The 25,700-nt window shown below is 45.9% G+C and carries 20 protein-coding genes; 14 read left to right on the top strand and 6 right to left on the bottom strand.

Annotation, left to right across the window (positions count from 1 at the left end; all coding sequences use genetic code 11):
• Position 1 precedes the first annotated feature (1 nt).
• From C0033_RS04065 to C0033_RS04105, 9 genes are all read left to right on the top strand, one after another.
• Complete coding sequence (locus tag C0033_RS04065) at positions 2-1,759, top strand: histidine kinase (RefSeq protein ID WP_103226599.1); 1,758 nt, start codon at positions 2-4, stop codon at positions 1,757-1,759.
• Positions 1,746-3,269 (top strand): response regulator, encoded by a 1,524-nt coding sequence (locus C0033_RS04070; protein ID WP_103226600.1) that lies wholly within the window; start codon positions 1,746-1,748, stop codon positions 3,267-3,269. The genes C0033_RS04065 and C0033_RS04070 overlap by 14 nt, the downstream gene beginning before the upstream one ends.
• A complete protein-coding gene (locus tag C0033_RS26850) occupies positions 3,266-3,484 on the top strand; it encodes a hypothetical protein (protein ID WP_103226601.1) in 219 nt (72 codons plus the stop codon). The genes C0033_RS04070 and C0033_RS26850 overlap by 4 nt, the downstream gene beginning before the upstream one ends.
• A 40-nt stretch (positions 3,485-3,524) precedes the next feature.
• Positions 3,525-5,327: a bifunctional diguanylate cyclase/phosphodiesterase gene (locus tag C0033_RS04080; protein ID WP_180994552.1), complete on the top strand. Its 1,803-nt coding sequence runs from the start codon at positions 3,525-3,527 to the stop codon at positions 5,325-5,327.
• Between the two features lie 127 nt (positions 5,328-5,454).
• Positions 5,455-7,410, top strand: coding sequence for a diguanylate cyclase (locus C0033_RS04085; protein WP_103226603.1), 1,956 nt, complete (start codon positions 5,455-5,457; stop codon positions 7,408-7,410).
• Positions 7,411-7,554: 144 nt separating this feature from the next.
• Positions 7,555-8,334, top strand: coding sequence for a MerR family transcriptional regulator (locus C0033_RS04090; protein WP_103226604.1), 780 nt, complete (start codon positions 7,555-7,557; stop codon positions 8,332-8,334).
• Between the two features lie 37 nt (positions 8,335-8,371).
• Positions 8,372-9,097 (top strand): ABC transporter ATP-binding protein, encoded by a 726-nt coding sequence (locus C0033_RS04095; protein ID WP_103226605.1) that lies wholly within the window; start codon positions 8,372-8,374, stop codon positions 9,095-9,097.
• Positions 9,084-9,830, top strand: a complete 747-nt coding sequence (locus tag C0033_RS04100) for an ABC transporter permease (protein ID WP_103226606.1) — start codon at positions 9,084-9,086, stop codon at positions 9,828-9,830. Before C0033_RS04095 ends, C0033_RS04100 begins: the two co-directional genes overlap by 14 nt.
• 96 nt (positions 9,831-9,926) lie before the next feature.
• Positions 9,927-10,490, top strand: coding sequence for a Maf family protein (locus C0033_RS04105; RefSeq protein ID WP_103226607.1), 564 nt, complete (start codon positions 9,927-9,929; stop codon positions 10,488-10,490).
• Between the two features lie 111 nt (positions 10,491-10,601).
• Here the strand turns inward: C0033_RS04105 and C0033_RS04110 are convergent, their stop codons facing one another.
• The 4 genes from C0033_RS04110 to C0033_RS04125 are packed head-to-tail and all read right to left on the bottom strand — an operon-like array spanning position 10,602 to position 14,040.
• Positions 10,602-11,378, bottom strand: a complete 777-nt coding sequence (locus tag C0033_RS04110) for a sulfite exporter TauE/SafE family protein (protein ID WP_103226608.1) — start codon at positions 11,376-11,378, stop codon at positions 10,602-10,604.
• 26 nt (positions 11,379-11,404) lie between these two features.
• Positions 11,405-12,718 carry an amidohydrolase family protein gene (locus C0033_RS04115; RefSeq protein ID WP_103226609.1) on the bottom strand — a complete coding sequence of 438 codons (1,314 nt, stop codon included), beginning with the start codon at positions 12,716-12,718 and terminating at the stop codon, positions 11,405-11,407.
• Positions 12,719-12,744: 26 nt separating this feature from the next.
• A complete protein-coding gene (locus C0033_RS04120) occupies positions 12,745-13,191 on the bottom strand; it encodes a hypothetical protein (protein ID WP_103226610.1) in 447 nt (148 codons plus the stop codon).
• Positions 13,192-14,040 carry a DUF3100 domain-containing protein gene (locus C0033_RS04125; protein WP_347501029.1) on the bottom strand — a complete coding sequence of 283 codons (849 nt, stop codon included), beginning with the start codon at positions 14,038-14,040 and terminating at the stop codon, positions 13,192-13,194.
• A 228-nt stretch (positions 14,041-14,268) separates the two neighbouring features.
• Here C0033_RS04125 and C0033_RS04130 point away from each other — a divergent pair, with 228 nt between their 5' ends.
• From C0033_RS04130 to C0033_RS04140, 3 genes are all read left to right on the top strand, one after another.
• Entirely contained in the window at positions 14,269-14,964 is a 696-nt protein-coding gene (locus C0033_RS04130; protein WP_103226611.1) for a Crp/Fnr family transcriptional regulator, read from the top strand.
• 13 nt (positions 14,965-14,977) lie between these two features.
• The gene (larA, locus tag C0033_RS04135; protein ID WP_103226612.1) at positions 14,978-16,252 is read left to right on the top strand and encodes a nickel-dependent lactate racemase; all 1,275 of its coding nucleotides are present in this window, start codon (positions 14,978-14,980) and stop codon (positions 16,250-16,252) included.
• A gap of 1,192 nt (positions 16,253-17,444) precedes the next feature.
• Positions 17,445-19,607 carry a 3'-5' exonuclease gene (locus C0033_RS04140; RefSeq protein WP_103226613.1) on the top strand — a complete coding sequence of 721 codons (2,163 nt, stop codon included), beginning with the start codon at positions 17,445-17,447 and terminating at the stop codon, positions 19,605-19,607.
• Positions 19,608-20,403: 796 nt separating this feature from the next.
• Here C0033_RS04140 and C0033_RS27600 read toward each other — a convergent pair.
• A complete protein-coding gene (locus tag C0033_RS27600; RefSeq protein WP_278320740.1) occupies positions 20,404-20,529 on the bottom strand; it encodes a hypothetical protein in 126 nt (41 codons plus the stop codon).
• A 10-nt stretch (positions 20,530-20,539) separates the two neighbouring features.
• Positions 20,540-22,093: an oligosaccharide flippase family protein gene (locus C0033_RS04150; protein ID WP_347501030.1), complete on the bottom strand. Its 1,554-nt coding sequence runs from the start codon at positions 22,091-22,093 to the stop codon at positions 20,540-20,542.
• Between the two features lie 401 nt (positions 22,094-22,494).
• Between C0033_RS04150 and C0033_RS04155 the strand changes: the two genes are divergently transcribed.
• Positions 22,495-24,207 (top strand): cell wall-binding protein, encoded by a 1,713-nt coding sequence (locus tag C0033_RS04155; RefSeq protein ID WP_103226616.1) that lies wholly within the window; start codon positions 22,495-22,497, stop codon positions 24,205-24,207.
• Between the two features lie 260 nt (positions 24,208-24,467).
• Positions 24,468-25,700 (top strand): ABC transporter substrate-binding protein, encoded by a 1,233-nt coding sequence (locus C0033_RS04160; protein ID WP_146043731.1) that lies wholly within the window; start codon positions 24,468-24,470, stop codon positions 25,698-25,700.

A 25,700-nucleotide genomic window follows, 5' to 3' on the forward strand; every position in this document is an offset into this window, starting at 1 on the left:
AATGAAAAAAACTAAGAATTTTTTACAGAAACTGGTGTTTTCTTATTTGGTAATCGCATTGATTCCCATCATCGGTTTTGTGGCTGTTTTCGGAATGAACAAATATCATGAAACAGAGAAAAATACCATGAGCAGACTGACCTCCTCCGCTGAAACAGTCTCCGCCCAGATGGACAGAATCTACAGTGATATGTCGTTTATCTCCATCGACCTTTTGAGCCGCGGAGAATTTTATTCGACCACAAAAAAACTGTTTTACAATTCCAAAACGCCTCAGAGCCAGAGAGAATACTACAGGATACTGGTGGATAACATGGTAACGTATTCTCTGGCGAATTCCATATACCAGGTGATTTTTTTTAATCCGGAAGGCTATTTTATCAGCAATTATCATTATAATATCGATTACCATTATGGAAGCAGAATTGATGAAGAGGTGATCGGACGGCTTTCCTGGCTGCCGGAGGTGCAGAATAAGGCTGGTACGGAGCTGCTTCTGCCTGTACAGAAAAATGCATTTTTTGAGCACGATAAAGATGTGATAGGCCTGGGCAGGGCTATCCGCGATCCCGGCAGTATTATCGGCTATATTGTGGTGCAGGCGGATATGGAGCAGTTGTCCTATGTGTTTGAGAGCAGCAGCCTTCTTCACGCCGGCGTCAGAGTGATGTCGGAAGGGCGGGTGATCTATGAAAATGAGCTGTTCCCCAAAGAACAGGATTATGACCGGTATCTTATGGCGTCAAAAGAGTCCGCATCCACCGGCATTACAATCATCATGACAAAGACAAAAGCGGATATCTTGAAGGAGGCTGTGGAAGCATTTTTCCCTTTGATTGTGCAGGGAATGGTGATGCTGGTAATCATGATCTTCTGCATTGCCGCCTATTCCAGGAAGCTGTCCCGACCGCTGATCGCGTTTACAAAAAGGCTGGAAAAGGTCACTTTGGACAATCTGGACATGGAGTCGGAATTCGAAGAATATCATGATTATTATGAGATTGAATACTTGTGCCATGCATTTGCAGATATGAGGAACCGGCTGAATTTTATGATTAATGAAACCATCGTTTATAAGTCCCTTCAGATGGAAGAGCGGTTCCGTGCGCTCCAATCCCAGATGAATCCTCATTTTATGTACAATACGCTGAACGTGATCGGAATCATGGGGCTGGAAAGCGGCGACAACCGGATCAATGACGCCTGTATTAAACTTTCTGAGCTTCTGAGGTATTCCATCTCCGATCCGTACAGCAATTCCACGTTTGCCGAGGAATTTGACAATATTGAATCTTATCTGGAGCTGATGAAACTCCGCTATGAACACAAGCTGAATTATAAGATCACTTTAGATGAGCTTCTAAAGCCGGTGGAACTGCCCAAGCTGGTAATTCAGCCGTTTGTGGAAAATGCGTTGGAACACGCATTTGACAAGGAACACAAGTCCATTGAGGTGCATTTGAGCGGAGAACTGGAAGGAGACCGGTGGAAAATCATAATTTCCGACAATGGCAGAGGATTTACGGAAGAAAACCTGGAATCCTTACAAAAGGAAGTGGAAAGCTTTCTTAAAAATGACTATGACAGAACGAAGAATGTGGCTCAAGTGGGCGGAATTGGTGTGAGGAATACAATTGCCCGTCTGGGTTTATATTATGAGGGATTTAATTATTCCTTTTTTAACGCAGAAACAGGAGGTGCTGTTGTAGTTTTATCCTCTTGTTTAAAAGAAAAGGGTGGAAGAGATGCTGCAGTTTAAAGTGCTGATCGCGGAAGATGAACCGCCTGTAGCCAGATACATAAGAACATTGGTGGAAGAAGCGGGAGGATATACGGTAGTGGGCCTTTGTGAGGACGGAGAGGAAGCCTTAGAACAGATCCGCGCCGTCAATCCCGATGTTTTGATTTCAGATATCAAGATGAATGGTATGACCGGGTTAGAACTGATCCAGCAGGCCAGAACGGAATATCCCCAGCTGCTGTCTGTGATCATAAGCGGGTATAAGATGTTTGAATACGCCCAGGAGGCGATCAAATTAAACACAGTGGATTACCTGCTAAAGCCCATAAACCGGGATGAATTTTTCCGGCTGATGGAGCGGATCAGAGAGACGCTGATGCAGGACTACCGGATAAAAAGACGCAGGCATTTAGAATTCTTATTTTTGAATGGAGTAGAGGAAGAAGAAGCTGTCTTAGAGATCTCGGTTTATTTTCCATATCCATTTGTCCGCATCATGATGCTGCATAGGAATGGAAACGGGGCAGATCTTCTGGAAGATGCAGGCCGGCAGATAAAGAAACTGGGAGACAAAGCTGTCTGCGCAGTCCCTTATAAAAATGCGGTGGTTCTTTTAGAAGGCATGGAGGACTGCCGGGCAAAGGAAACAAATCTTGAAAAAATACAGACCGTTTTTTCTGCATCCGGCAGGCAGGAAGGAACCGTTACTCAGGTAATTGCAAGAGAGATCGCCGCATCCGGCGACATGATCGCTGTGATTAAGCAGATGTATCATTTTATGAAACGGAAAATCAGCCTGAAAAGAAATCAGAAATTCCAATACCCGGAAGAAGTAAAAGAAATATCCCGCAAAGAAAATCCGGATCAGGAGCTGATGGAAAAACTGACGGGTTCCTTTTATTTTAAGGACCGGAAACGGTTTGAACAGGGTTTTGACCGGTTATTCCAATGTTGGGAAAATGAGGACCGGCCTGTATACGAGATAAAAAACGCCTGTTATCTGATTATCGGAAAATGGAATCAGATTGCGAACATGAACTTAGACGTAGCGGGGATGAATGAGCAGATTGACGAAAGCATTAAGATTTCGCGTAATTTTGAAGAATTGAAGAAAAATATATGGGCCGGCTTTAAAGAAGTTTTTCTCTATCAGGAGGAAAGCAAGGCGGATACCCAAAAACGGTCCGAAGAGATCTACAGGCAGATCACCTCCTGGCTCTGCCATAACTTAAAGGCCAACCCATCTCTGCAGGAGGTGGGAGCCATGTTCGGAGTCAGTCAGCCGTATATCAGTAAATTGTTCCGCACTTATTCAGGAGAATCCTTTAAAGAATATGTGCTGAAAAAAAAGATCAGCACAGCGTCCTCGTTGATGGAAGAAAATCCTTCTGCATTCATCAAGGATATAGCGGAGCAGGTGGGGTTTGACCAATTGTACTTCAGTACGGTTTTTCACCGGATGAAGGGGGAATATCCTTCACAGTACAGGGAACGGCTGAGGGAGGAAAAATCAGGTTTTTCTAAGTGAGCTATGCCGCAAAAAGGGAGAATGGAAAAAGACAGGGTGCCCTGCCTTTTTTCATATCCTTTTTTTATGCCCTTATGCCCGGTTCTATTCTGGTGGAATGGCTTGTTTATTTATGGATAATTAGATATAATATGAGGAAGGAACGCTTGGAGATGGCTATGAGACCTCTAGTTGGCAGTGAATTTAATGACCATAGTTCAGAGTTTGAAGAGTAACCTTATTTTGGAAGATAAGATTATGGAGATTAGAGAGTCGATGAGGAAGAAAAACGAATTTTTCATTTATACTACTATGTGGGTTGCCGCCATCATCATCCTTATGGTGCTTTTAGTACAGAATCTGGGAGATGCCCGGATTGTCAATTATAGTGGAATTGTCCGGGGGGCAACACAGAAACTGATTAAAGAAGAGATGAACGATGATCAGGACGATGCTCTGATTGCCCGTTTGGACGGAATTATAGAAAATCTTCAGACCGGGAAGGGTGAATTTAACCTTCACAGGAATGGGAATAAAAAGTACCAGAATGAGTTAAGCATTCTTAAAAACTTATGGGAAGATATGAAAGAGGAGATTTACCGGGTCAGGAAAAAGCAGGTATCCACGGGTACTCTTTATGAACTGAGCCAGGAGCATTTTGCGATAGCCGATCGGATGGTTTTGTTTGCAGAAGAAAGCTCAGAACAGAAGCTGCGCCGGTTTATTGGAATTTATGCCTTGGTGCTGGCTTTTTTAATCAGCAGTTTTACGGTGGGAAACAGGCGGAACCAAAAGGCGTTGGAAGAAAGCATCTATACCGACAGTCTGACCGGCCTTTTAAACAGGGAAGGATTTAAGGCGGAGGCGGTTTCCTTACTGCGGCAGTATCCGGATAATCAGTACTGTTTAGTGGAATTTGATATCGATGACTTTAAGTTCCTGAACAACAGCTACGGTTATGAACAGGGAGACAAGCTGCTGTGCGCATTAGCGGACAGCATACAGTTTAAATATCACAAGGATCAGCTGTGTGCCCGGATTGCGTCAGATGATTTCATGGTTCTGGCAAAAAAGACTACAAATCTTGTGGACGATATGAGGCGCCTTCTTAAAGATACGCTTCAGCAGGAATCACTGCTCAATCTTTCAGAATTTATTACATATACGTTCGGCGCATATGAGATTCCGGAAGGCTATGGCCGTATCCAGTCTGTTATGGACAAAGCCAATATAGCCCACAAGAATGCAAAAACGCTGGGAAAGTCTATGACTGTCTGGTACGATGAAACATTTCTTGAAAAGCTGAATTGGGAGAACCAGCTGACGAAACGTTTTAAACGGGCGCTGGGCCATGCGGAATTTAAAATGTATCTCCAGAGCAAATACAGCCTGAACGATTTAAAGATTCAGAGCGCGGAAGCCCTGGTCCGCTGGGAGATTCCGGGACAGGGCATTGTGTGCCCGGATGATTTCATTCCTCTGTTTGAGAGGAACGGAGACATAGCCGAGATCGATTTCTATATTTTGGAAAAAGCCTGTGAATTTATCCGGAATCATCTCGATTCCTGCGGACGGGAATTCTCGGTTTCCGTGAATTTTTCGCGTGTTACGATCTACCAGCAAAAATGCTATTCCACGATTATGGAAATTGTGGACCGGTATCAAATTCCCCATCACTGTATCGAAATTGAGATTACAGAGAGCGCATTTAACGGGATATCAGAAGTAATTATTCAGAAAATTACGAATCTTCAGGAAATGGGATTTATTATTTCAATGGACGATTTCGGTTCCGGATATTCTAGCCTGAACCTGCTGGATAAACTGCCGATTCAGACGCTTAAACTGGACCGTGAATTTTTACGGGAATACGGAATTGGGGAGAAGGCGAAAAATGTGATCAGCTGTGTGACGGACTTGGCGCATACGCTGGATATCAAAGTGGTGTGTGAGGGCGTTGAAACGCAGGACCACGTGGAGTTCCTGAAAAATATTGGCTGTGACTATGGACAGGGCTACTTTTTCTCAAAGCCTATACCACAGGAAGAATTTAAATTGAAATACGAAAACTTTTATTAACATGACAGACGGTTACATTTAATTTGACCTGTCTGTTTTCGTGCAGAGTGCCTGAATAATAAGGTTTTCTTAATGAGAAAGAACGCAGATTAAGTGACGGGATGCGTTTTATTAGGAGGAAGATATAATGTCAGGAAATACTGCTTTGCAAAAAAAGATGATTGGCATAGTTTTGTCCGCTGCATTAGTTTTTTTAGGAGCCTTTTCTTTTATTGCGGTAAAAAGAATACAGGGAAATGCCAGAGTGATTAACTATGCCGGCGTGGTGCGCGGCGCAACTCAAAAACTCATAAAAGAAGAGCTGCAGGGACAGCCTGATGACCAGCTTATAAGCCGTCTTGACAATATCATTGACGAACTTCTGACAGGAGAGGGCGATCTTGGGATGGTCCGTTTAAACAGTGAGGAGTTCCAGAATCTCATGGTCCGGATGAAAGAAAGCTGGAAAGAGTTAAAAGAAGAGATTCAAAGGGTGCGCCAGGGTGCGGATAAAGAAAAGCTGTTTAACATGAGTCAGGATTATTTTGAACTGGCGGACCAGACCGTGTCCGCTGCGGAAGTGTATACGGAAAAGAACGCTAATTTGGCGGAACGTTGGTTTATCATCCTTATGGCAGTATTTTCTGCAGTTGCCTTTTATCTGATATGGCTGAGCGCTGTTCAGAACAGGCGTCAGAAAGCGCTCCAAAAGGCAGAGGATGAAAACCTGATGAAAAGGGAGCGCCTGCTGAAGATGGCTTTGGAACTCCAGGCGCCGATGAATGAAATTTCCGAATTGATCTATGTGTCGGATGTGGAAAACTATGACCTGCTGTTTGTGAACGAGACAGGGAAACGGGAATTTCATCTGGATGATATTGAAGGGGTGAAATGCTATAAAGCTATTCAGGGGAAGGACAGTCCATGCTCTTACTGCCCCAACTCTAAGTTAAAGCCGGGAGAAAATTATACCTGGGAAATAACAAATCCTCTTACCAAACGCCACTATCTCCTGAAAGACAGGCTCATTGAGTGGGACGGGCGCAAATCGCGTATGGAAATCGCCTTTGATATGACGGAAAAAGAAAATGAAAAGATGAAATTAAAACATATGCTGGATACGGAAACGATGGTGATGGAATGTATCCGCATCTTATATCAGGGCCATAACCTTGATAAGGATATACAAAAAGTGCTGGAACAGGTGGGAATTTTTCTGCAGGCGGAACGAACTTATATTTTTAAGTTAAGGAATGACGAGTTCTCCAATGATTATGAATGGTGTGCGGAAGGGGTTAAATCTCAGAAGGACATACTTCAGGGTATTCCGATTTCTATTTTTAAGCGTTGGCTGTCGGTATTCGAAAAACAGGAATGCCTGGTAATGCAGGACTTGGAAGAGTATAGGGAAAGTGATCCTGAGGAGTACGAACTGCTGTCAATACAGGGTATTCACAGTCTTGTGGTTTCTCCTATGGAAAAAGACGGCGTTTTAGTCGGCTTTCTGGGAGCGGATAATCCTCCGGCGGACAAAATCTGGAATGTGAGCTCTCTCCTTCAGACGCTTTGCTATTTCATACTTCTGGCGTTCAGGCGGGCGGAAAATGAAAAGAAGCTTTCACACCTGAGCTTTCACGATACACTCACATCATTTTATAACCGCAACCGCTTCATGAAGGACATAGAATCCGTAGCGAATCAAAATATACCGATAGGTATCGTATATCTGGATGTAAACGGATTAAAGGAAGCCAATGATAAATATGGTCATGAATGCGGAGATAAACTTCTGATCGCAGCTGCCGATAAGATGAAAGATGTCTTTAGACAGGCGGACTGTTACCGGATTGGCGGCGATGAATTTGTTGTTTTCTGCCTCAATATATCAAAGGAGAAATTTGAGGAAAAAGTGGCGGCGCTGAAAGAATCTTTTGATTTTGAAAATGACCGTCAATGCAATGCGGCCATCGGAGCGCAGTGGACGGAATCCTGTAAGAATATAAAACAGATAGTAGCAGAGGCAGACGCTAAAATGTATGAGGATAAAAAGGAATATTACAAAAAAATAAAGCATGAAGGTACAGCAGAAGAGACAGAGCGTTAAAAGACTGATCTTTCGCCGGTAAGGCAACAATAGAACTGACAGGCATGGTGGGGATGTCTGCCGGTTTTATTTTTGCTTTTTTACGGATATGTATTATAATTAGAGTTTCCATATATGACATAAAAAGATGGGAGGCGTATTCAGATAAAAACTTATAAAACAAGCGATCTGGCAGGAATGTTCGGCGTTCACGTTAATACCGTCCGGCTATATGAAACATGCGGACTAATCCCCGTGCCGGAACGCCTTCCAAACGGATACCGGGTCTTTACGGATCTCCATGTGGAACAATTTAAGCTGGCCCGTGCCGCTCTCCTCGTAGAAGTCCTTCAAAACGGGCTGCGAAAGAAGGCCATAACCATTATTAAAGTTTCCGCATCCGGAGATTACGAACAGGCCGCCCGGCTGACAGACGATTACCTGAAACAGGTGGATCAGGAGCGGAAAAATGCCGGGGAAGCCATCCGGATCGCCAAAAGCCTTCTTTCCGGTATGAAAGAACCGCAGGAACATGGAGATTTTACCAGAAAGGAGGCGGCTTCCGCTTTGGGAGTCTCAATCGATACGCTGCGGAACTGGGAAATGAACGGCCTGTTTACCGCCAAAAGAAGGAAAAACGGATACCGCGTTTATACGGAAGAGGACATGCAGCGTTTGAAGATCATCCGCTCGCTGCGCTGTGCGAATTATTCGCTGGCCTCTATCCTGAGAATGCTTCAGGCAGTATCGGTAAATCCGGATATCGATATTCAGGAGATTATCGATACGCCTGAGGAAGATGACGATATTATCACAGCCTGCGATAAACTGCTCACTTCTTTGAAAGAGGCGAAAGAAAATGCCCTGTTTGTGGCCGGACAAATTGAAAAGATGAAAAAAATGACGGAGGAAAACCCTACACTAATACACCAGACTTCAATTTAATGATACTCTTGAACCACCAAAAAGGAGGTAGAGAGATATGACTGATGTAATCGAGGTTTTCGGCCTGAGCAAATCCTATTTTGGCAGACCGGTCATTGAAAACATGGATATTACCGTTTCCAAGGGAGAGGTATATGGGCTTTTAGGCGCCAATGGTTCCGGGAAAACGACTGCCATTGAATGCATGCTGGGAACGAGAAAGGCGGATGCAGGTTCTATTTCGATTCTGGGCCTGAATCCCCGGACCGCCAGGAAACAGCTGTTTGAAAAGGTTGGCGTGCAGTTTCAGGAAGCGAATTATGCTGACCGGATCAGAGTGGATGAACTTTGTGAGGAAACGGCCTGTCTGTATAAAGATTCTGTGGATTACAAGATTCTGCTGCAGAAATTCGGGCTGATGGAAAAACAAAAAGCCGCGGTAAGCCAGTTATCCGGCGGTCAGAGGCAGCGCCTGTTCATCATTCTCGCGTTGATTCCTGATCCGGAAGTGGTCTTTTTAGATGAGCTGACCACCGGACTGGATGCCAAAGCCCGCAGGGGTGTCTGGAACATCCTTCAGGATTTAAAGAAACAGGGGATGACGATTTTCCTCACATCTCATTTTATGGACGAGGTGGAAAACTTGTGTGACCGGATTGGCGTTATTAAGGACGGGAGACTGGCATTTTCCGGCACAGTGAAGGAATTTGTAAAAATGAGTCCGTATGAGAAAATGGAGGATGCCTATTTGTGGTTTACGAAAGAGGAGGATGGCTGTGAATAAATTTTTTATCATGTTAAAAACAGAATTGAAATTATCATTCCGTGGAATGGATATGATTATATTTGCACTTTGCATGCCGGTGGGCGTTGCGGCGCTTCTTGGAATTATTTACGGCGGCAGGCCCGCGTTTCCGGGAGCTGAATACTCGTTTCTGGAGCAGTCCTTTGGGGCGGTTTCCACCATTGCGGTCTGTGCAGGCGGCGTCATGGGGCTTCCCCTGGTGATTTCCGATTACAGGCAGAAGAAAATCCTGAAACGTTATCAGGTAACGCCCACGAGCCCAGTGCTTCTTTTGGCTGTACAGGCGGCTGTTTATGCGGTTTACTCCCTGGTTTCCCTGATCTTAGTCACGTTGGCCTTTGCATTGTTCGGCGCTCGCCTGCGGGGTTCCTGGCCGCTTTTTCTGGCCTTTTATCTCCAGGTGATGATTTCCATGTTCAGCATAGGTATTATGGTGGGAGGCATTGCGCGGGATGCGAAAACAGCTGGTATTGCGGCCAGCCTGCTGTATTTTCCCATGCTCATCCTTTCCGGAACCACCCTTCCTTATGAAGTGATGCCTCCGGCTTTACAAAAAGCGGCGGATCTACTTCCTCTGACACAGGGAATCAAGCTTTTAAAAGCCGCCGCGCTTGGCCGCCCCGTTGAAATGATGTGGATGCCGTTAGGCGTGATGGTGGTCTTTGCCGTTTGCAGCAGCGGCATTGCCGTCAGATTTTTCAAATGGGAGTGAGTAGTTTAACGAATATAGATTTAGAAATAAGTCCGTCCGAAGCTGTACAGCGGATCGGATTCGAATAAAAATAAAGAACTATTACGGAGGAAAATTATGAAACGGATTATATTGGCATCTGCATCACCCCGGAGGAGAGAACTGCTCCATCAGATCGGATTGGAGCCGGAAATCATTCCAAGCACCGTTGAAGAAACCATAACCAGTACGGAACCTGATTTGGTAGTGATGGAATTATCACAGCAAAAAGCAGAAGATGTGGCGTCCGCATACCGTGGAACCGATGCGTTCGTGATCGGCGCGGATACGGTGGTCGCGTTTAACGGAAAAATCCTGGGAAAGCCCCATTCTACAGAGGAAGCGTTTGAGATGCTGAAAGACCTGCAGGGAAACACTCACCAGGTATATACGGGCGTGACAATTATAAACTGTGAAAATGGAAAAAGGGAAACATTTGCCGAACGGACGGAAGTTCTGGTCTATCCCATGGAAGATGAGGAAATCCGGGCTTACATCGCCACAAAAGATCCTATGGATAAAGCGGGCGCTTACGGAATTCAAGGCCAATTTGCAGCCCATATCCAAGGCATCCGCGGAGACTACAATAACGTGGTAGGCCTTCCCGTCGGGCGGGTATATCAATGGTTAAAAAAGATGTGATTTTGAGACCTTAACGGCGGGGAGATGTGAAACGATGCGGGGAGCAGGAACCGGGGAAGGGCAGGCGGCAGACGGTATTGCGCGCCCAATTTCCCTCATTCCTGACTTATCCTACCGCAAAAGATTGGCGATCATATAGATGGAAATTGCGATTGAGAACACCGCAACCCCAAGTTTTAAAGGCTTTTGCTTAATCTTATGGGCATTGGAGCTGCCGATGATAACTCCGGCTCCGTGGGCCACCACCGTGACGGCTAATAAAAGGCCCATCTGTGAAAGATCGCACTGCATCATATATCCTGCGCAGGCAGGAAGGGCGATGAAGACGGAATCGAACAGGGCGACGCCGATGGACATGTGAACCGGCATTCCAAGGGCTACCAGCAGGGGCATAACCAGAACTGGTCCGCCTGCGCCGGATAAAGAACAGACTGCGCCGGTGATAAAACCGAATGCGATTACAAAGACAGGGGAATCTAAAAGCCCCTTTTTTTCTTTGTCTTTTTCCGTACCCGAATCATTTGCCGGCTTATCTTTTCTGCATAGAATGGAGATACCGGAAAGCAGAACCACCAGGTATAAAAGCATTTTGGCCTGTACCGGGGTGATGAGCGCGTTCAGCTTAACGCCCAGCAGTCCGCCAAAGAAGCTGCCCACGCTGATGATAATGGAAAAGCGGACGTCCAGGTTGCCTCTTTTATGATAGTTATAGGAACCGATGGCCCCTGAAACAAAAAATGCGAGAAAGCTGAGGGCAAGGGACTGGCTGACCGGAAAGCCCAGCAGCCCTGCGTACATCATGGGGAGAAGAAATCCTGCTATGCCGCAGATTCCGATGAATCCCCCCACGATGAAGTTACCGAGAAATGTGATTAATATGACTGACATAGTGTCCTCCGTTTAGCTGCCCGATCTTATGCTTCGAAATATCGTCCGGCAGCGTTCATGATTTTTTCTTCGTCCAGGGTCAGAACCCGGCGGTTTCTCATAATCCATTTGCCGTCCACCATCATGTCGGAAGTATCGCCGGCATTGACGCTTTCAACCAGGGTATGAGTCATGTTATTCGTTGGGAAAAGGTGCGGCTGGTCGATATTGATGGAAATCAAATCCGCTTTATATCCTTCTTTGACCGCGCCCAGGCTGTTTTCTTCTCCCATCAGGGCAGCGCCTCCGTTCAGAACCATGGAAAGAATGGTTTCCGCCGGCATGATCACAGGATCAGAGCCTGCGGTTCCGCGGGTTACGTTCATCACAGAGCGGAAGATCTTCATCTCATTCCAAAGGCTCATTCCTCCGTGGGCGGTTCCGTCTGTCCCAAGACCTGTGGAAATGGAGCGGGCCAGAATGGCCGGAGTGTTGGGAGCTGCTTTTCCGCAATTACTGAACGGGCAGTGAACGGCTTTCACTCCGTACTGCTTCATCAGATCCATCTCATGTTCCGACAGAAGAAGGCTGTGTGCGCTGATAAAATTGCTTCCTAAAACGCCGAGAGAGTCCAGATATTCCATAGGACGTTTCTGATAGCGTTCCAGATGATAGTTGATCTCATTGGGATATTCATTCATATGCGCCTGCAGATAAGCGCCTCTGTCCTTTGCATGTGCAAATGCTTCCGTGATCAGCTCAGGCGAACAGCTGATTAGAGAGCGGAGAGAGTAATAAATCTTTAAACATCCTTTTCCGTTCCATTCCTCATAGAGGCGGTCCGTGGACGCAACCGCTTCGTCCGCTGTCTGGCGGATGGAATCAGGCAGTTTGGAATCATCCATGGTGGAGTGGGACAGCGCTCCTCTCAGGCCGGAGGCCAGATATACCTTGGCGGCCTGTTCCATATGATAGCTTCCTGCATCCACAAAGGAAGTGGTGCCCGACTTTATCATCTCGAGAGCCGCCAGTCCGGCGCTCAGCTCCATCATTTCCGGTGTCAGGGTGCTTTCAAACGGGAGCATAATCCTGGTCCATATCATAGGAAGGGCGTCCAGGATCTTTCCGCGCAGAAGCTGCTGTCCTGTATGCATATGGCCGTCCGTAAGGCCGGGCATCCACAGAAGATGGCTTCCGTCCACGGTCTCAGCCGGGCTGAACCGGCTGACCGCGTCTTTTGCATCTGCAATTTCCAGAATCCTGCCGTCCAAGACAGCGATGGATTTGCCTTTTATTACCTTCATGGATTCGTCCAGACAGGCAGTATTATGTAGTAAGATATCGCAAATTGTTTTTTGCATTTTTTCCTCCAGTTTCATTTACAAAATTAGATCGCGTGGGTCAGGGACAGAACCAGCTGGGAAACCAGGGCTGATCCGATAAATGTTCCCGTCATTACCAGAAAACCGATCAGAATCATTTTCCAGCCCTGCTTTGCGAAATCGCGGATCTGGTCGCTGATGGAAATTCCGGCAAATGCCCCCACCATGGTTAACGGTGCGGTGAAGTTGATCTTTCCGGCTGAGGAAATCACAAAGTCTCTGATTGGTGAAAACGGACAGGCGACTAACAGTCCGATTACGGAACAATAGGCAATGATAGGCAGTTTCAGCGGAACCAGTTTGCTGACAACCACTGCGGCCAGGGAGATTAAAAGCAGCACGCAGATGCCGGGAAGAGAATCCATAAAACCTACCTCAAAACCAATGAAGTTAGCAAGTGCTATGCCGAGTCCGGCTACGATGAACATAACAGACCATTCAATATAACGCATTTATTTGTCCCCCTTTTTAAACAGTTTATCGGATATCGGTCCCAGTTTTGGCTCCAAATGATTGTACAGCCAATTACAAAGCGGGACGCCCACAAAGATCGCTACATAGATTCCGGTAATTCCGGAAATCGTTTCACTGGTGCTGGCAAGAGCCGCGATCTGCTCTGCAAACTGAGGATAGATCTCAGATAAGCTGGCCGTTGCAGATGCCATCATGATACCTGCGCCGACGCCGGAAGCCATGCCGAGAGCATACGGATGGAAGAAGTTGAGCGCAGCGACTAAAGTTGCCATAAATCCAAAATAGATGGTTCCGATCATACCGCCGACGATGTAGATGGAAAGGCTTCCTCTGGCTTCTGCCGAATCAGGTCCGAACATATCGGTAATCAGGGCCAGGTTCGTCTCGCGGTTGATGGAGTGGGTGGCTCCGATGGCTTCACGCTTGAGCCCCAGAATCAATGCGACCGGAAGGGCTAAAAAGATCGTTCCCAGGTTTCCGATTTCCTGAAGAATTAAAGCGGGTCCTGCGGAGATAACGGCTTCGATATTAGCGCCTGCGTTGATGCCCAGCTTTGCGATAAATGGGCAGATGCAGACGATTACCAGCTTGGAAGCCGCCTTTACCTCTTTTGTCTTAAAAATTTTCAGCACTTCAGGACCGGAAAGAATGCCCAGAAGAATGGAATAAAAGATAGGAAACAGGATCAGAGTTCCGGGCCCCAGCGGAATCTTGATCTGGCCGATAAAGTCAGCAATAACGATGAATAAAAATGCTGCGAGAATGATTCGGTATTCCGTTCTCATACGTTCTTTTAATCCGGAATATTGATAAGTTTCTTGTTTCACGTTGCTTACCTCCTAAAGTGAATGTTTTGTTTGTTTCTTTACACCCATTTTACAAAAACCATTGTGTATAAAAAAGGACAAAAGTACCTTTTTTGGAAATTTATGTAGTATAATAAAAATGATTCACCCAACAAATGAACCTTACCCTGTAAAGTGTCTGATTATTTTGCAGGTTAAAACCATTTGCAGGGATAAGAATAATAAGAATATTATTTTTGGAGGGGTTTCATGACACTGGAAGAACTGACCGTCAAATATCCTAAGGTTGAACCTTACATCAGGAACATGCCGGAGGAAATCAAAAAGCGCTATACCATTAAAAAATTTCCTCCCGGCCACATCATTCACCAGAAACATTTTGCGCTGGATTACTTCGGCATCGTATGCAATGGGGATCACCGGGTGATCAATGAATTTGAAAACGGCAATGTGTTCATGATCGAAAAAAATGAACCCATTGATTTTGTGGGCGAGGTGACCATTCTGGCGGGAATGGCGGAAACTTCGGTAACCATCGAGACGATTACGGAATGCACCATTCTCATGATTTCCAGAAAGGATTTTGAAAGCTGGATTGAGCAGGACATTCATTTTCTGAGACTGGTGGCTCAGAAGGTGGCATTTAAACTGTACCGTTCCTCATACACCAACGGGGCCAAATTATTTTACCCGCCGAACTTTCTGCTACTTGATTACCTGTTAAAGTATGCCAAGGAGAAGGGCATAGAAGGGGAAAAACAGGTGGTGGTGACGAAAACCAGGCAGGAACTCAACGAGGAACTGGGGATGACGGTAAAAACCATTAACCGCACCATCGGCAAACTGAAGGAAGATGGGCTGGTATCCATGCGGAAAGGGAAGATGGTTATGGATTTGGAGCAGTATGAGAGAGGAAAAAAGGAAATCGTTTATTATGTGAAGTGAGAAGGAGGCAGCTATGAAAATCGAATTACCATATGGAAAAGGCCATATTCATGCGGAAATCCCGGACGACAGAATTGCAGGCGTAATACACAGCCGTTTAGACGGCCGGATCACCGAATTATCCCAAGAGGAACTGGTAAAGCAGTCTTTGGAAAATCCAATCGGCAGCCCCAGGCTGAAAGAACTGGCCCGCGCCGCTCATACGATTGTAATCATATGCAGCGATCACACCAGGCCGGTTCCCAGCAAAGTGATCATTCCTCAGATGCTGGAGGAAATCAGGGAGGGCAATCCAAAAGCCGACATCACCTTACTGATCGCCACCGGATGCCACCGGGAGACCACCAGGGAGGAACTGGCGGAAAAATTCGGAGAAGAGATCGTTTCGAATGAAAAGATACTGGTGCACGACTGTCTCACCGGCCCCTTCGTATCCTTAGGCACTCTCCCGTCCGGCGGGGAATTGAAAATCAATGAAACTGCGGCCAAGGCAGATCTTCTGATTGCGGAAGGATTTATCGAACCCCACTTTTTTGCGGGATATTCCGGCGGAAGAAAGAGTGTACTTCCCGGTGTGGCGGCGGCCCAAACCGTATGGGGCAACCATTGTTCCAAGCTGATCGCCGATCCCAATTCCAGATGCGGAATCCTTTCCGGCAATCCCATTCACGAGGATATGGCGGCAGCGGCCAGGATGGCAAACCTGAAATTCATCGTAAATGTGGTGATTAATTCGAAAAAAGAGGTGATCGGATCATTTGCAGGAGACGGGGAGAACGCTCATCTGGCCGGTTGCCGGTTCCTGGACGAACTTTGCAGAAGCCAGGTGGAAAAAGCGGATATTGTGGTAACCACCAACAACGGTTACCCATTGGATCAGAATATCTACCAGTCTGTAAAGGGAATGACCACCGCGGAAGCCGCCTGTAAGCCGGGAGGAATCATCATTATAGCGGCGGAATGCGGGGACGGAATCGGAGGAGATGAATTTTACCGGACATTTAAGAACCATGAGTCCGCAGAGGCAGTGATGAATGATATTTTGAACACTCCACAGGACAAAACCGTGCCGGATCAGTGGCAGTCCCAGATATTCGCCCGGGTTTTGATGGATCATCCGGTGATCTTTGTGAGTTCGGCGGCGGAAAATGTCGTCAGGGATTTTCATATGATCCCGGCGGGCAGCGTGGAAGAAGCCATCAGGATCGCAGATGAGATGACGGAAAGCAAAGGAAAAATCTTAGTGATTCCGGAGGGAATCTCTAATATATTGAGTGAAACAGAGTAAAGAGATAAATAATTGTTATTTAACGGGGTTGGCGAAGGGGGTATGCCCGGAATCGGGTTGCGAGGAAGGGAGAGGCGGTCTTTACGGGGAACCCGGGCGGGGGGAGAACGAAAAAAGGCCAATTGGGATTCGGGATTCGCCCCTAAGTGATACTAAGACCCACAAGTACAGAAAGAGATAGGATCGCGCCCATTCGCAGTGAACTCCTTATGACTTCACTGCTCAAGGGGCGCTTAGAAACTGATTCGGAATTCAGTTTCTACCTGTCTCTTTCTGTACTTGCGTGTCTAAGAATCACTAAAGGGGTTCCATACGATCCCAATTGTCCTTTTTCGTTCTCCCCCCGCCCGGGTTCCCCGTAAAGACCGCCTCTCCCTTCCTCACAACCCGATTCCGTGCTGGTTTTCGCTAGCCTGGTTAAAAACAATAGATGTGCTCAGGTAGTTGTAGGGAACCGCATTTACATAGATCTTCAAGGAATTTTCGGAAATGCCTTCACGGTTGATGTAAAAACTTACTCACTACTCCATCAAATCTTTTTTACCCTCAGCCAGCCAAGCAACAGCCGGAAAGAAGGGGAAACCTGGGTGGTCGGCGGTAATGATAAGAGATAGGGGATCGTTTGCAGACCCTTAGAGGTACTTGGCCGGCAGAAATGAAAAAAGGCAGACAAATACTGAATTCCGAAGAGGCTGCTGAAAAAGTCCCAGATTTTGTAAATTCAAAAATGTCATCCCATTTTATACACAATAATTTGATATGAAGTGGTGAAAATATAATTAAAAACCCTGGATTTTTGACATAAAATGGGGAATGAATTTTAAGCAAAACACTTTTTCAGCAGCCTCATTCCGAATCAGTATTTGAGGCGCCCCTTGAGCGGTGAAGTCATCAGGAGTTCACCGCGAATGGGCGCCGCTCTGCCTTTTTTCGTTTCTGGCGACCTTAGTACCTCTTAGGGGCGAAACTCGAATCCCCTATCTCTTATCATTACCGCCGACCACCCAGGTTTCCCCTTCTTTCCGGCGTATCTTAGCCAGTTAAATAAAGATTTGCAACAGCCCTTTCTTTCACCTTAATTTTATCACAGATCACGGTGCGCAACAAGACTGTTTTTTAGGTTCCGGTTATGCTAGACTTGTTTGAGTAACTGTGGGGCAGAATTCAGAACTCAGGAAGGATAATTTGCAGAATGATGAATAAGCAGACGGAATTAGAATTTGAAAACAAAAGGCTGGAGCAGACAATTTCTCTGGCAAAGCAGCAGCTGAACCAGGCCAAACAGCGCAATGAGGACAACAAATCAGCGATTATAGCCGCTAAAAAAGAGGTTCGCGAAAATACTTCCCATTCCATTTCAAATCTCTGGTCCTCAGATGATTTCGAAGCTCTTGCGGAACTGAGTCAGTATGTAGATCCGGTCAATGAAAAGATTGCCGATTATGAAGAGGTGGCAAATAAAATATCGGTTCTGGAAACTCTGATTCAGTCTCCCTATTTTGCCCGGATTGATTTTAAATTTGAGGATGAAGACCAGTTTGAGCCGATCTATATCGGAAGGTCTTCTTTAAAAGAAGAAAAAAGCAGGGAAATGTATATCTATGATTGGAGATCTCCGATTGCAAGCGTTTTTTACCGCTTCGTGACAGGGCCCGCATTCTATGACGCCCCCGGCGGAAGGATTACAGGAGAGGTGGATTTAAAACGTCAGTATGAGATAAAAAAGGGGGTGCTGGAGTATTTTTTCGACGCCGACGTACAAATTACCGATGAATTTTTAAGAAAACTGCTGTCTCAGAATACATCGCCCAAGATGAAAACCATCGTGGAAACCATTCAGAGGGAGCAGGACATGGTCATCCGCGACATGGAAAATGACCTGATGATGGTGCAGGGAGTGGCCGGAAGCGGTAAGACCTCCATTGCCCTTCACAGAGCGGCCTATCTGATGTATCAGGGACTGTCCAACCGGCTGGCCGCCCACAACATCATAATCATTTCCCCCAACCCCCTGTTCGAACAGTATATTTCCAACGTGCTGCCGGAACTGGGAGAGAGCAATGTGGTTTCCGTTGTATTTGAAGAGATGGTTTCGGCAATTTTACAGAGAGAACACATCCAGTCCAGAAACCAGTTCTTAGAAAACCTGATCACCAGCAAAAAATACCGCAGTGTGATCAAAAACAGCATGGAATTTAAGATGTCCCCATCTTTTAAGGAGATATTAGACCGTTTTATCTGCGACCTGCCTCACCGCTGGATTGCATTTGACGACATCTGTTTTGAAGGGGAATGCATTGTAACCAAGGAAATGCTGAGAGACAGGACGCTTGTAAGGGCAGAAGTTCCGCTGGGCACAAAGCTAAGGCAGCTGGAAGATTATGTTGTGGAGTCAATACGGGAATCGAAGAAAATCCGTATGGGCAGAGAAGAAGAGGTCATTATCATCAATGAAATGAGGCGTTTTACAGAGCTGAACCTTCTGAACCTTTACAGAGCCCTTTTCAACGACCGCGAATATTTTTACCATTTGGCGGAGGGAATCGGGCAAAACGCTTCCATGGACCGGATTATAAAATACACCCGGGAGAATTTAAACAGCAATTTGCTGTACTATGATGACGCCGCCGTTTTAACGTATTTAAGGCTGAAAATCTATGGAACGGGAAAATATAAAAATATTAAACAGGTAGTCATCGACGAAGCCCAGGATTATTATCCTCTCCAATATGAGATATTCAGCCTTCTGTTCTCCAATGCCAAATTCACTGTATTAGGAGATATGAACCAAACGCTGGAAAAACAGGAGGACATCTCCCTATACGAACAAATCGCTAAAATACTGAATAAAAAGAAATCTTCCCTCATCACCATGGACAAAAGTTTCCGCTGCACCAATGAAATCCTGAACTACAGCCTAAAATTCATCGACCAGCACCCGGAGATCAAGAGCTTCAACCGCAAAGGCGAAGAACCCCAGCTTTTCACAGCCAAAGACCAGGAGGATCTAGTCGGCAAAATACTTGTGGAAGTCAACGTCTGTCAGAAAATGGGATATCAGTCGGTGGGCCTGATCTGCAAATCAGAGAGAAACGCCGCCCGCCTCTTTGACCAGCTGAAAGACAAAATAGAACTTCAATTAATCGAAAACGAGAGCATGTCGGATTTAAACGGCGTTTTTATCATTCCGGTCTATATGTCCAAGGGTCTGGAATTCGACGCTGTCTTAATCTGCGACTGCGAATCTGAAAATTATCACAGCGAAGACGACAAAAAACTCCTATATATCGCATGCACAAGAGCCCTCCACCGCCTGAACCTCTTTACCAAGGGGGAGAATAAAATCTTTATTTAGTTGAGTAAGAAACGCCGGAAAGAAGGGAGCACCCGGGCGGCGGGCAGAAATGAAAAGGCATAGGGGATTCGGGTTACGACCCTAAGTGATACTAGGCCGCCAAGAACGGAAAAAGGCAGCGCGGCGCCATTCGCGATGAACTCTTTATGACTTCATCGCTCAAGGGCGCCTCAAATACTGATTCGGAATTCAGTATTTGTCTGCCTTTTTCCGCTCTTGCCGTCCAAGTATCACTAAGGGTCTGCACACGATCCCCTATGCCTTTTCATTTCTGCCCGCCGCCCGGGTGCTCCCTTCTTTCCGGCTGTTACCTGGCTAGCTAAGGATAAAAAAGATTTGATGGATTGTGAGTATGTTTTTACATCAACCGTTAAGTCTTTTTCAGAAATGCTTTCATCATTTAATGCAAAGGGTGAGGTCATTTTGTGAAATGCCTTGACGTTTAAAGTAAAATCTGAAGGCATTTTTGAGAATCACCTCACAGTCTATATAAATGTGGCATTGAATAAATACCAATGCATCAATATTGTTTTTAACAAGGCTAGCGAAAACCAGCACGGAATGGGGAGGCGGAACCGGGAGCCGAAGGTCAAAGGGGGTGTCCGGGCCGGGGGAAGGAAGATGCAGCTAAATGGGATCGTATGGAACCCCTTTAGAACTACTTAGGCCCGTAAGGGCAGAACGAGGCAGGTAAAAACTGATTTCCGTCTCAGTTTCTAAAGCGCCGCTGAGCAGCGAAGTCATCAAGAGTTCACTGCGAATGGCGCTGGCCTGCCTCGTTCTGTCCTTACGGGCCTTAGTAGTTCTTAGGGGCGAATCCCGAATCCCATTTAGCTGTATCTACCTTCCCCGGCCCGGATTCCCTCTCAGATCGTTTCCTTCCGGTTCCGCCTCCCCGTTCCGTGCGTACCCCTTTCGCCACCTACGTTAAATTACAATTTATGCCCCTTTTTGTGGAAGAGAAGAAGGAGTCCTCCGTAGCATCCGCAGAGAAACAGAATGTGTACGCCTGTTTCTATAAAGAGAGAAAATCCTGTTTTAAATCGGTAGAGATCGAATAAGGCCAGGTAGATTCCTATGGATATCACCAGAAAGACCGCCGGTTTTACCAGCATGTTTAGCGGGTCCCAGTGAAATGGGACCAGTTTTTTTAGTGAAATCAGGTGCAGAGAAGACAGTAAAAGCTCGCTGGCCAGCATTCCCCACAGATAAGCCAGCATTCCGAACCGCGGAATGCCTACCAGGACAAAGGCCAGGCGTATGAGCATGGCGCAGACGTTCTGAACGAATGTGGTGGTGGTGCGTCCAAGCCCGTTTAAGATACTTCCCATGGTGGTCGCCAGATATAGAAATGGGCAGAGCCAGGCCAGAATGGTTATGTATTCTCCGGAATCCGCGTTGTGGAATACGCTGGTTCCCAGTTCATTGCCGAACAGTATGAACACTCCGATGCATAAAATGCCCATATAAAGGCTGTATCGCAGCGACATGGCGATGGTGGAGGAGATACGGCTGTCATTTCCTACGGATTGGGCCTCTGCGACGGTGGGCAGAAGGAGCACCGACATGGAATTGGTGATGGTGGAAGGAAACAGGATAAAAGGCAGGGCCATACCGGTCAGGACGCCGTAGATGCTGAAGGCTTCCGAATCGGTCAAGCCGAATGCATTTAAACAGCTTGGAATCCAGATCGCTTCCGCACTGGCTAAGATGTTGAGCACCAGCCGGTTGCCCATCAGCGGAAGGGCCAGGGTCATGAGGGGCGAAGCCATTTCCTTGAAGTCTCCTAAGATGCCATATGGAGATTTTTCGGAATCAGGGGAGAACAGGCTGAAGGCCAGAATGGTGTACAGGCAGGAAGCCATTTCTCCGGTCAGATGGCCTAAAACGGCCAGATGCACCGTGATCTCCCGCCCCGATTCTACCAGAATGTTGGCGATGAAGAAGACTGCGCCCATGCGGATCACCTGTTCCACCACCTGAGAAAATGCGGGAACCTTTGTCTTTTTGATTCCATAATAGTAACCGTTGATGCAGGCATGGACGGCGGAAAATGGAACCGATAAGGCCATTAACGGGAGAAGCGGCGCACATCGTGCTTCCAATAGAACGTTTGTGGCCAGAAAATCGGCATTTTGGCAGATCAGGAAGGAAAGCAGGATGGAGATGGACAGGGAGATGGCCAATCCGGTCCGGAATACCGCCTTTCCTTTCGACAGGTTGGCCGCAACGAACCTGGAGATGGCGGTCTGGATGGAGCCTGCACAGAGGGCAAAACAGATTCCGAAGATCGGATGAACCATGTTGTAAAGTCCCAGACCTTCCGCCCCAATGGTTCTTGAAAGGAAAATACGGTAGAAAAAGCCCAGGACGCGTGTCAGAAAACCGGTCATGGTGAGAAGGAGAGTGCCAGTAATAAGCGTATGCTTTTTGAAAAAATCGGTCATGGGAACTCCGTCAGAATATATTGATACAATGTATTCCATTATGGAATCAAATATACGCAGGCTTTTATGGAAGAAGGAGGAAATATTTCTGGATCAGTGCGGAAAAGATGGCAGGCCCTGCCAGCGCTAAAATATTTTTTAAAATAAATTTGTCAACTGGAAACTGGTTCCAGCCCCATTTTCACCTGTTGGAATAAGCTGGAAAAGTCTCTGAGCCCCCATTTTATCTTGTGTTGTTCACAACATTTTACCATATTATTCATTCTTACAATTTCTTATCACAGAGCGTAAAAAGGCGTAAAAAAAAGCACAGAGAAAGTTTATAGCATTTTCAAAAGACGTGTTATATACTAGGCAGCGTGATGTGAGTGATACAAAACAGATCGAGAAGATCGACGAAGCTTGTAACTGTAAACAAGAAATTAAAAGGAGAGAACAACATGAGAAAACAGACTAAATTAGTTGCAGTATTATCTGCAACAGCATTAATGGCACTTGGAGCTTCCATGGCTTCTTTCGCAGCTACAGGTTGGCAGGAAGAAGATGGTACATGGGTGTACTATGCAAAAGACGGATCACGTGTAGAAGACGAATGGAAAAAATCAGGAGATAACTGGTATTACTTAGATGAGTCAGGCTATATGGCTGTGGATACACTGATTGAGTCCGGTGACAATTACTACTATGTAGATGAAAACGGCGTTATGGTAACAAACAAATGGGTTGCCGTTGAAAATGAAGACTACGACGAAGATGAAGACGAGCCGGCAAACCACTGGTACTATTTCCAGGCTAATGGTAAAGCTTTAAAGGGATCTGACAACAAGGTCAGCTTAAAGAGCATTAACGGCAAAAAATATACATTTGATGAAGAAGGAAAGATGCTTTACGGCTGGGTTAATGAAGACGGCTCCAGAGAAACAGGCGATGACGCGTGGAGAGAAGGCGTTTACTATTTCGGAGATGAAAATGACGGCGCCATGACAGTGGGCTGGATGGAACTTTCCATTATCGACGACAATGCAAGCGAAGATACAAAGGGATTTGACGCGGATACCGCATTTACAGACGAAGAGCAGGATCGTTGGTTCTACTTTAAAGCCAGCGGTAAGAAAACAATTAACGAAACAGGAAAGACCATCAACGGCAAGAAATATGCGTTTGATGAGCACGGAAGAATGGTTGCAGAGTGGAGAATGAATGCCGATCCTGCAAAGGAAGTTGCATCTGATTCCAACGCATTTGATTCTCTGACAACAGCTGAAAAATCACAGTCCTGGAGATTCTACGGAAGCCCTGAAAGCGGCGCAAGAGTGAATAAAGGCTGGTTCCAGGTGGTTCCTGCAGAGTACTTAAACAACAAAGATTACGATGATGATGAAGCAAACTGGTACTACAGCGACAACAACGGTAAACTGGTTGCCAGCGAGTTCAAGACCATCAACGGCAAGAAGTACGGTTTCGACCAGTACGGCGCTATGATCAGCGGCCTGAAATTTGTTACTGTTGAAAATTCAAACAAAAACAACATCGTAGCGGTTCATGATGATGAATGGTACGATACAGAAGAAAAATTCACCGCATTTGTAAATGGTGAGGATTACAATTCAGAAGACGGCATCGCACCGGATTTCACAGGTGAGAGCGGAAACACTACATACTGCTACTACTTCGGTAAAGAAGAAGACGGTTCCTTAAAGACAGGTACCCAGAACATCGACTTAGACGGCGAGAACTTCAGCTTCTTATTCACAAAATCAGGAAGCACCAAGGGAGCCGGTAAGAACGGTGTGGATAACGACAAATACTATCAGCAGGGTAAACTGCTGAAAGCTGACAGAGAAGACAAGTACTCTGTAGTTGAAGTACAGAAGAACGAAGAAGGCAAGATTATCGGCCTGAAACTGTTAACAACCGATGAATTTGTAAATGGAACCATGTCCAAAGAGGAAGTAATCGAAAGCGGAGTGAAATACAACGAAGATTACGTTTACTACTCATTCAAGGCTCAGAATGCGGAAGCAGGATACGAATACAAACTGGTAAATACTTCCGGTAAAATCGTTGACAACAAGAGCAATGCAAAAGACGGCGATGATTTCATCTACGAAGTTAAGGGTGGAAAGATCAAAGCAGTTTACGAGAAAAACTAATTGCGTTCAAACGTTTGGGTAAAATTATTTGACAAACCCCTCCGGAGTTTGATAAGATAATGATCAATATGTATCAAGAAGATACAGGCGTATGATAATGCAGACATAGTATTTCAGATAAAACAGAAGACCATGAAGGTTTGACTACATCAGCAGATGCAGTAGATCTTCATGGTCTTTTTGTCTATCGCTGCGTCGCTTTACTGCTGAAGCGGTAGTTTTTGAAAAACAAACTGATAGTTACCGGAAAGGAAGAGAATATGAAAAAGTTATCAAAAATAATTGCAGCATGCTGCGCAGTTTTAATGCTGGCCGGCTGCAGTACCCAAACGTCAACAAAAGATATGTCAAAAGAAAGCAGTTTGACAAAAACTTCTAAAAGCCAGGAGACTGGAGACGCGACAGAAACTGTTCCGGCAGAAACCGTACAGACAGAGAGTGCATCAGGAGAAATTAACGTAACTGATCTATGCGGGCGGGAAGTCACGTTGGAGAAACCGGCTGAGCGGGTAGTGCTGACTTTTAATTTCGAGGAGTATTTTGCAGTTACGGGCGAGGAAGGCATTTCTAAGATTGTGGGATGGTCCAGAAAATATTGGGAAGGCAGGCGTCAGTCCTCTTGGGATGTTTTTACTGAAAAATTTCCGGAGCTTAAAGACATTCCCGATGTGGGGTACGTTCCGAAAAATACATTTAACGTGGAAACCGTCATATCTTTAAAACCTGATCTTGTGCTGATGGCTAAAAATGATTATGAAAGCGTTCAAACAGATCTGGAGCGTTTGAATGCTGCAGGAATTCCTGTCATATTCGTGGATTACCATCTGCAGACAATGGACAATCACACCAACAGCACTCTCCTTATCGGCAAGGTAATGGGGAAAGAGCAGCAGGCTCAGGCATTGGTTGATTTTTATAAAGAACAGACCGATATCGTCACGGAACGAATGAAAAAGGCAGGGGCGGATCTGGAAAAACCTAAGGTATATGTAGAATTCAGCGAAGCTGCAGGACCCGGAACGTTTGGCGCGTCTTATGGAAAGCAGATGTGGGGTGCTTTGATTGATCAATGCGGCGGCGACAATATTACAAGAGATTTGGTAGAGGGAGCGTCTGCTCCTGTTATGCCGGAGCAGGTTTTGGCGGCTAATCCGGATATTATAATTTTTGCCGGCAATCAGTTCGCTGATTCGGATGTGAATGTAGGGCTTGGATATACTTCGGACAAAGAAACTGCTGCAAGAAACTTAAAATCCTATGGAGATCGTCCGGGCTGGAGTGAAATTAATGCGGTGAAAAACGGGCAGATGTATGCTTTGTACCACGATTTATCAAGACATATTTTTGATTTTGCAGGCCTTCAATATTTTGCAAAAACGATCCATCCGGAATTATTTGAAGATCTGGACCCTGATAAGAATTTGAAAGAATTTCATGATAAGTTTTATCCTGTTGAGTATAAAGGAACTTGGTTTGTGAGCTTGGAGGATTAA

The organism is Clostridium sp. chh4-2 (genome assembly GCF_002899675.1).
Taxonomy (GTDB): domain Bacteria; phylum Bacillota; class Clostridia; order Lachnospirales; family Lachnospiraceae; genus CHH4-2.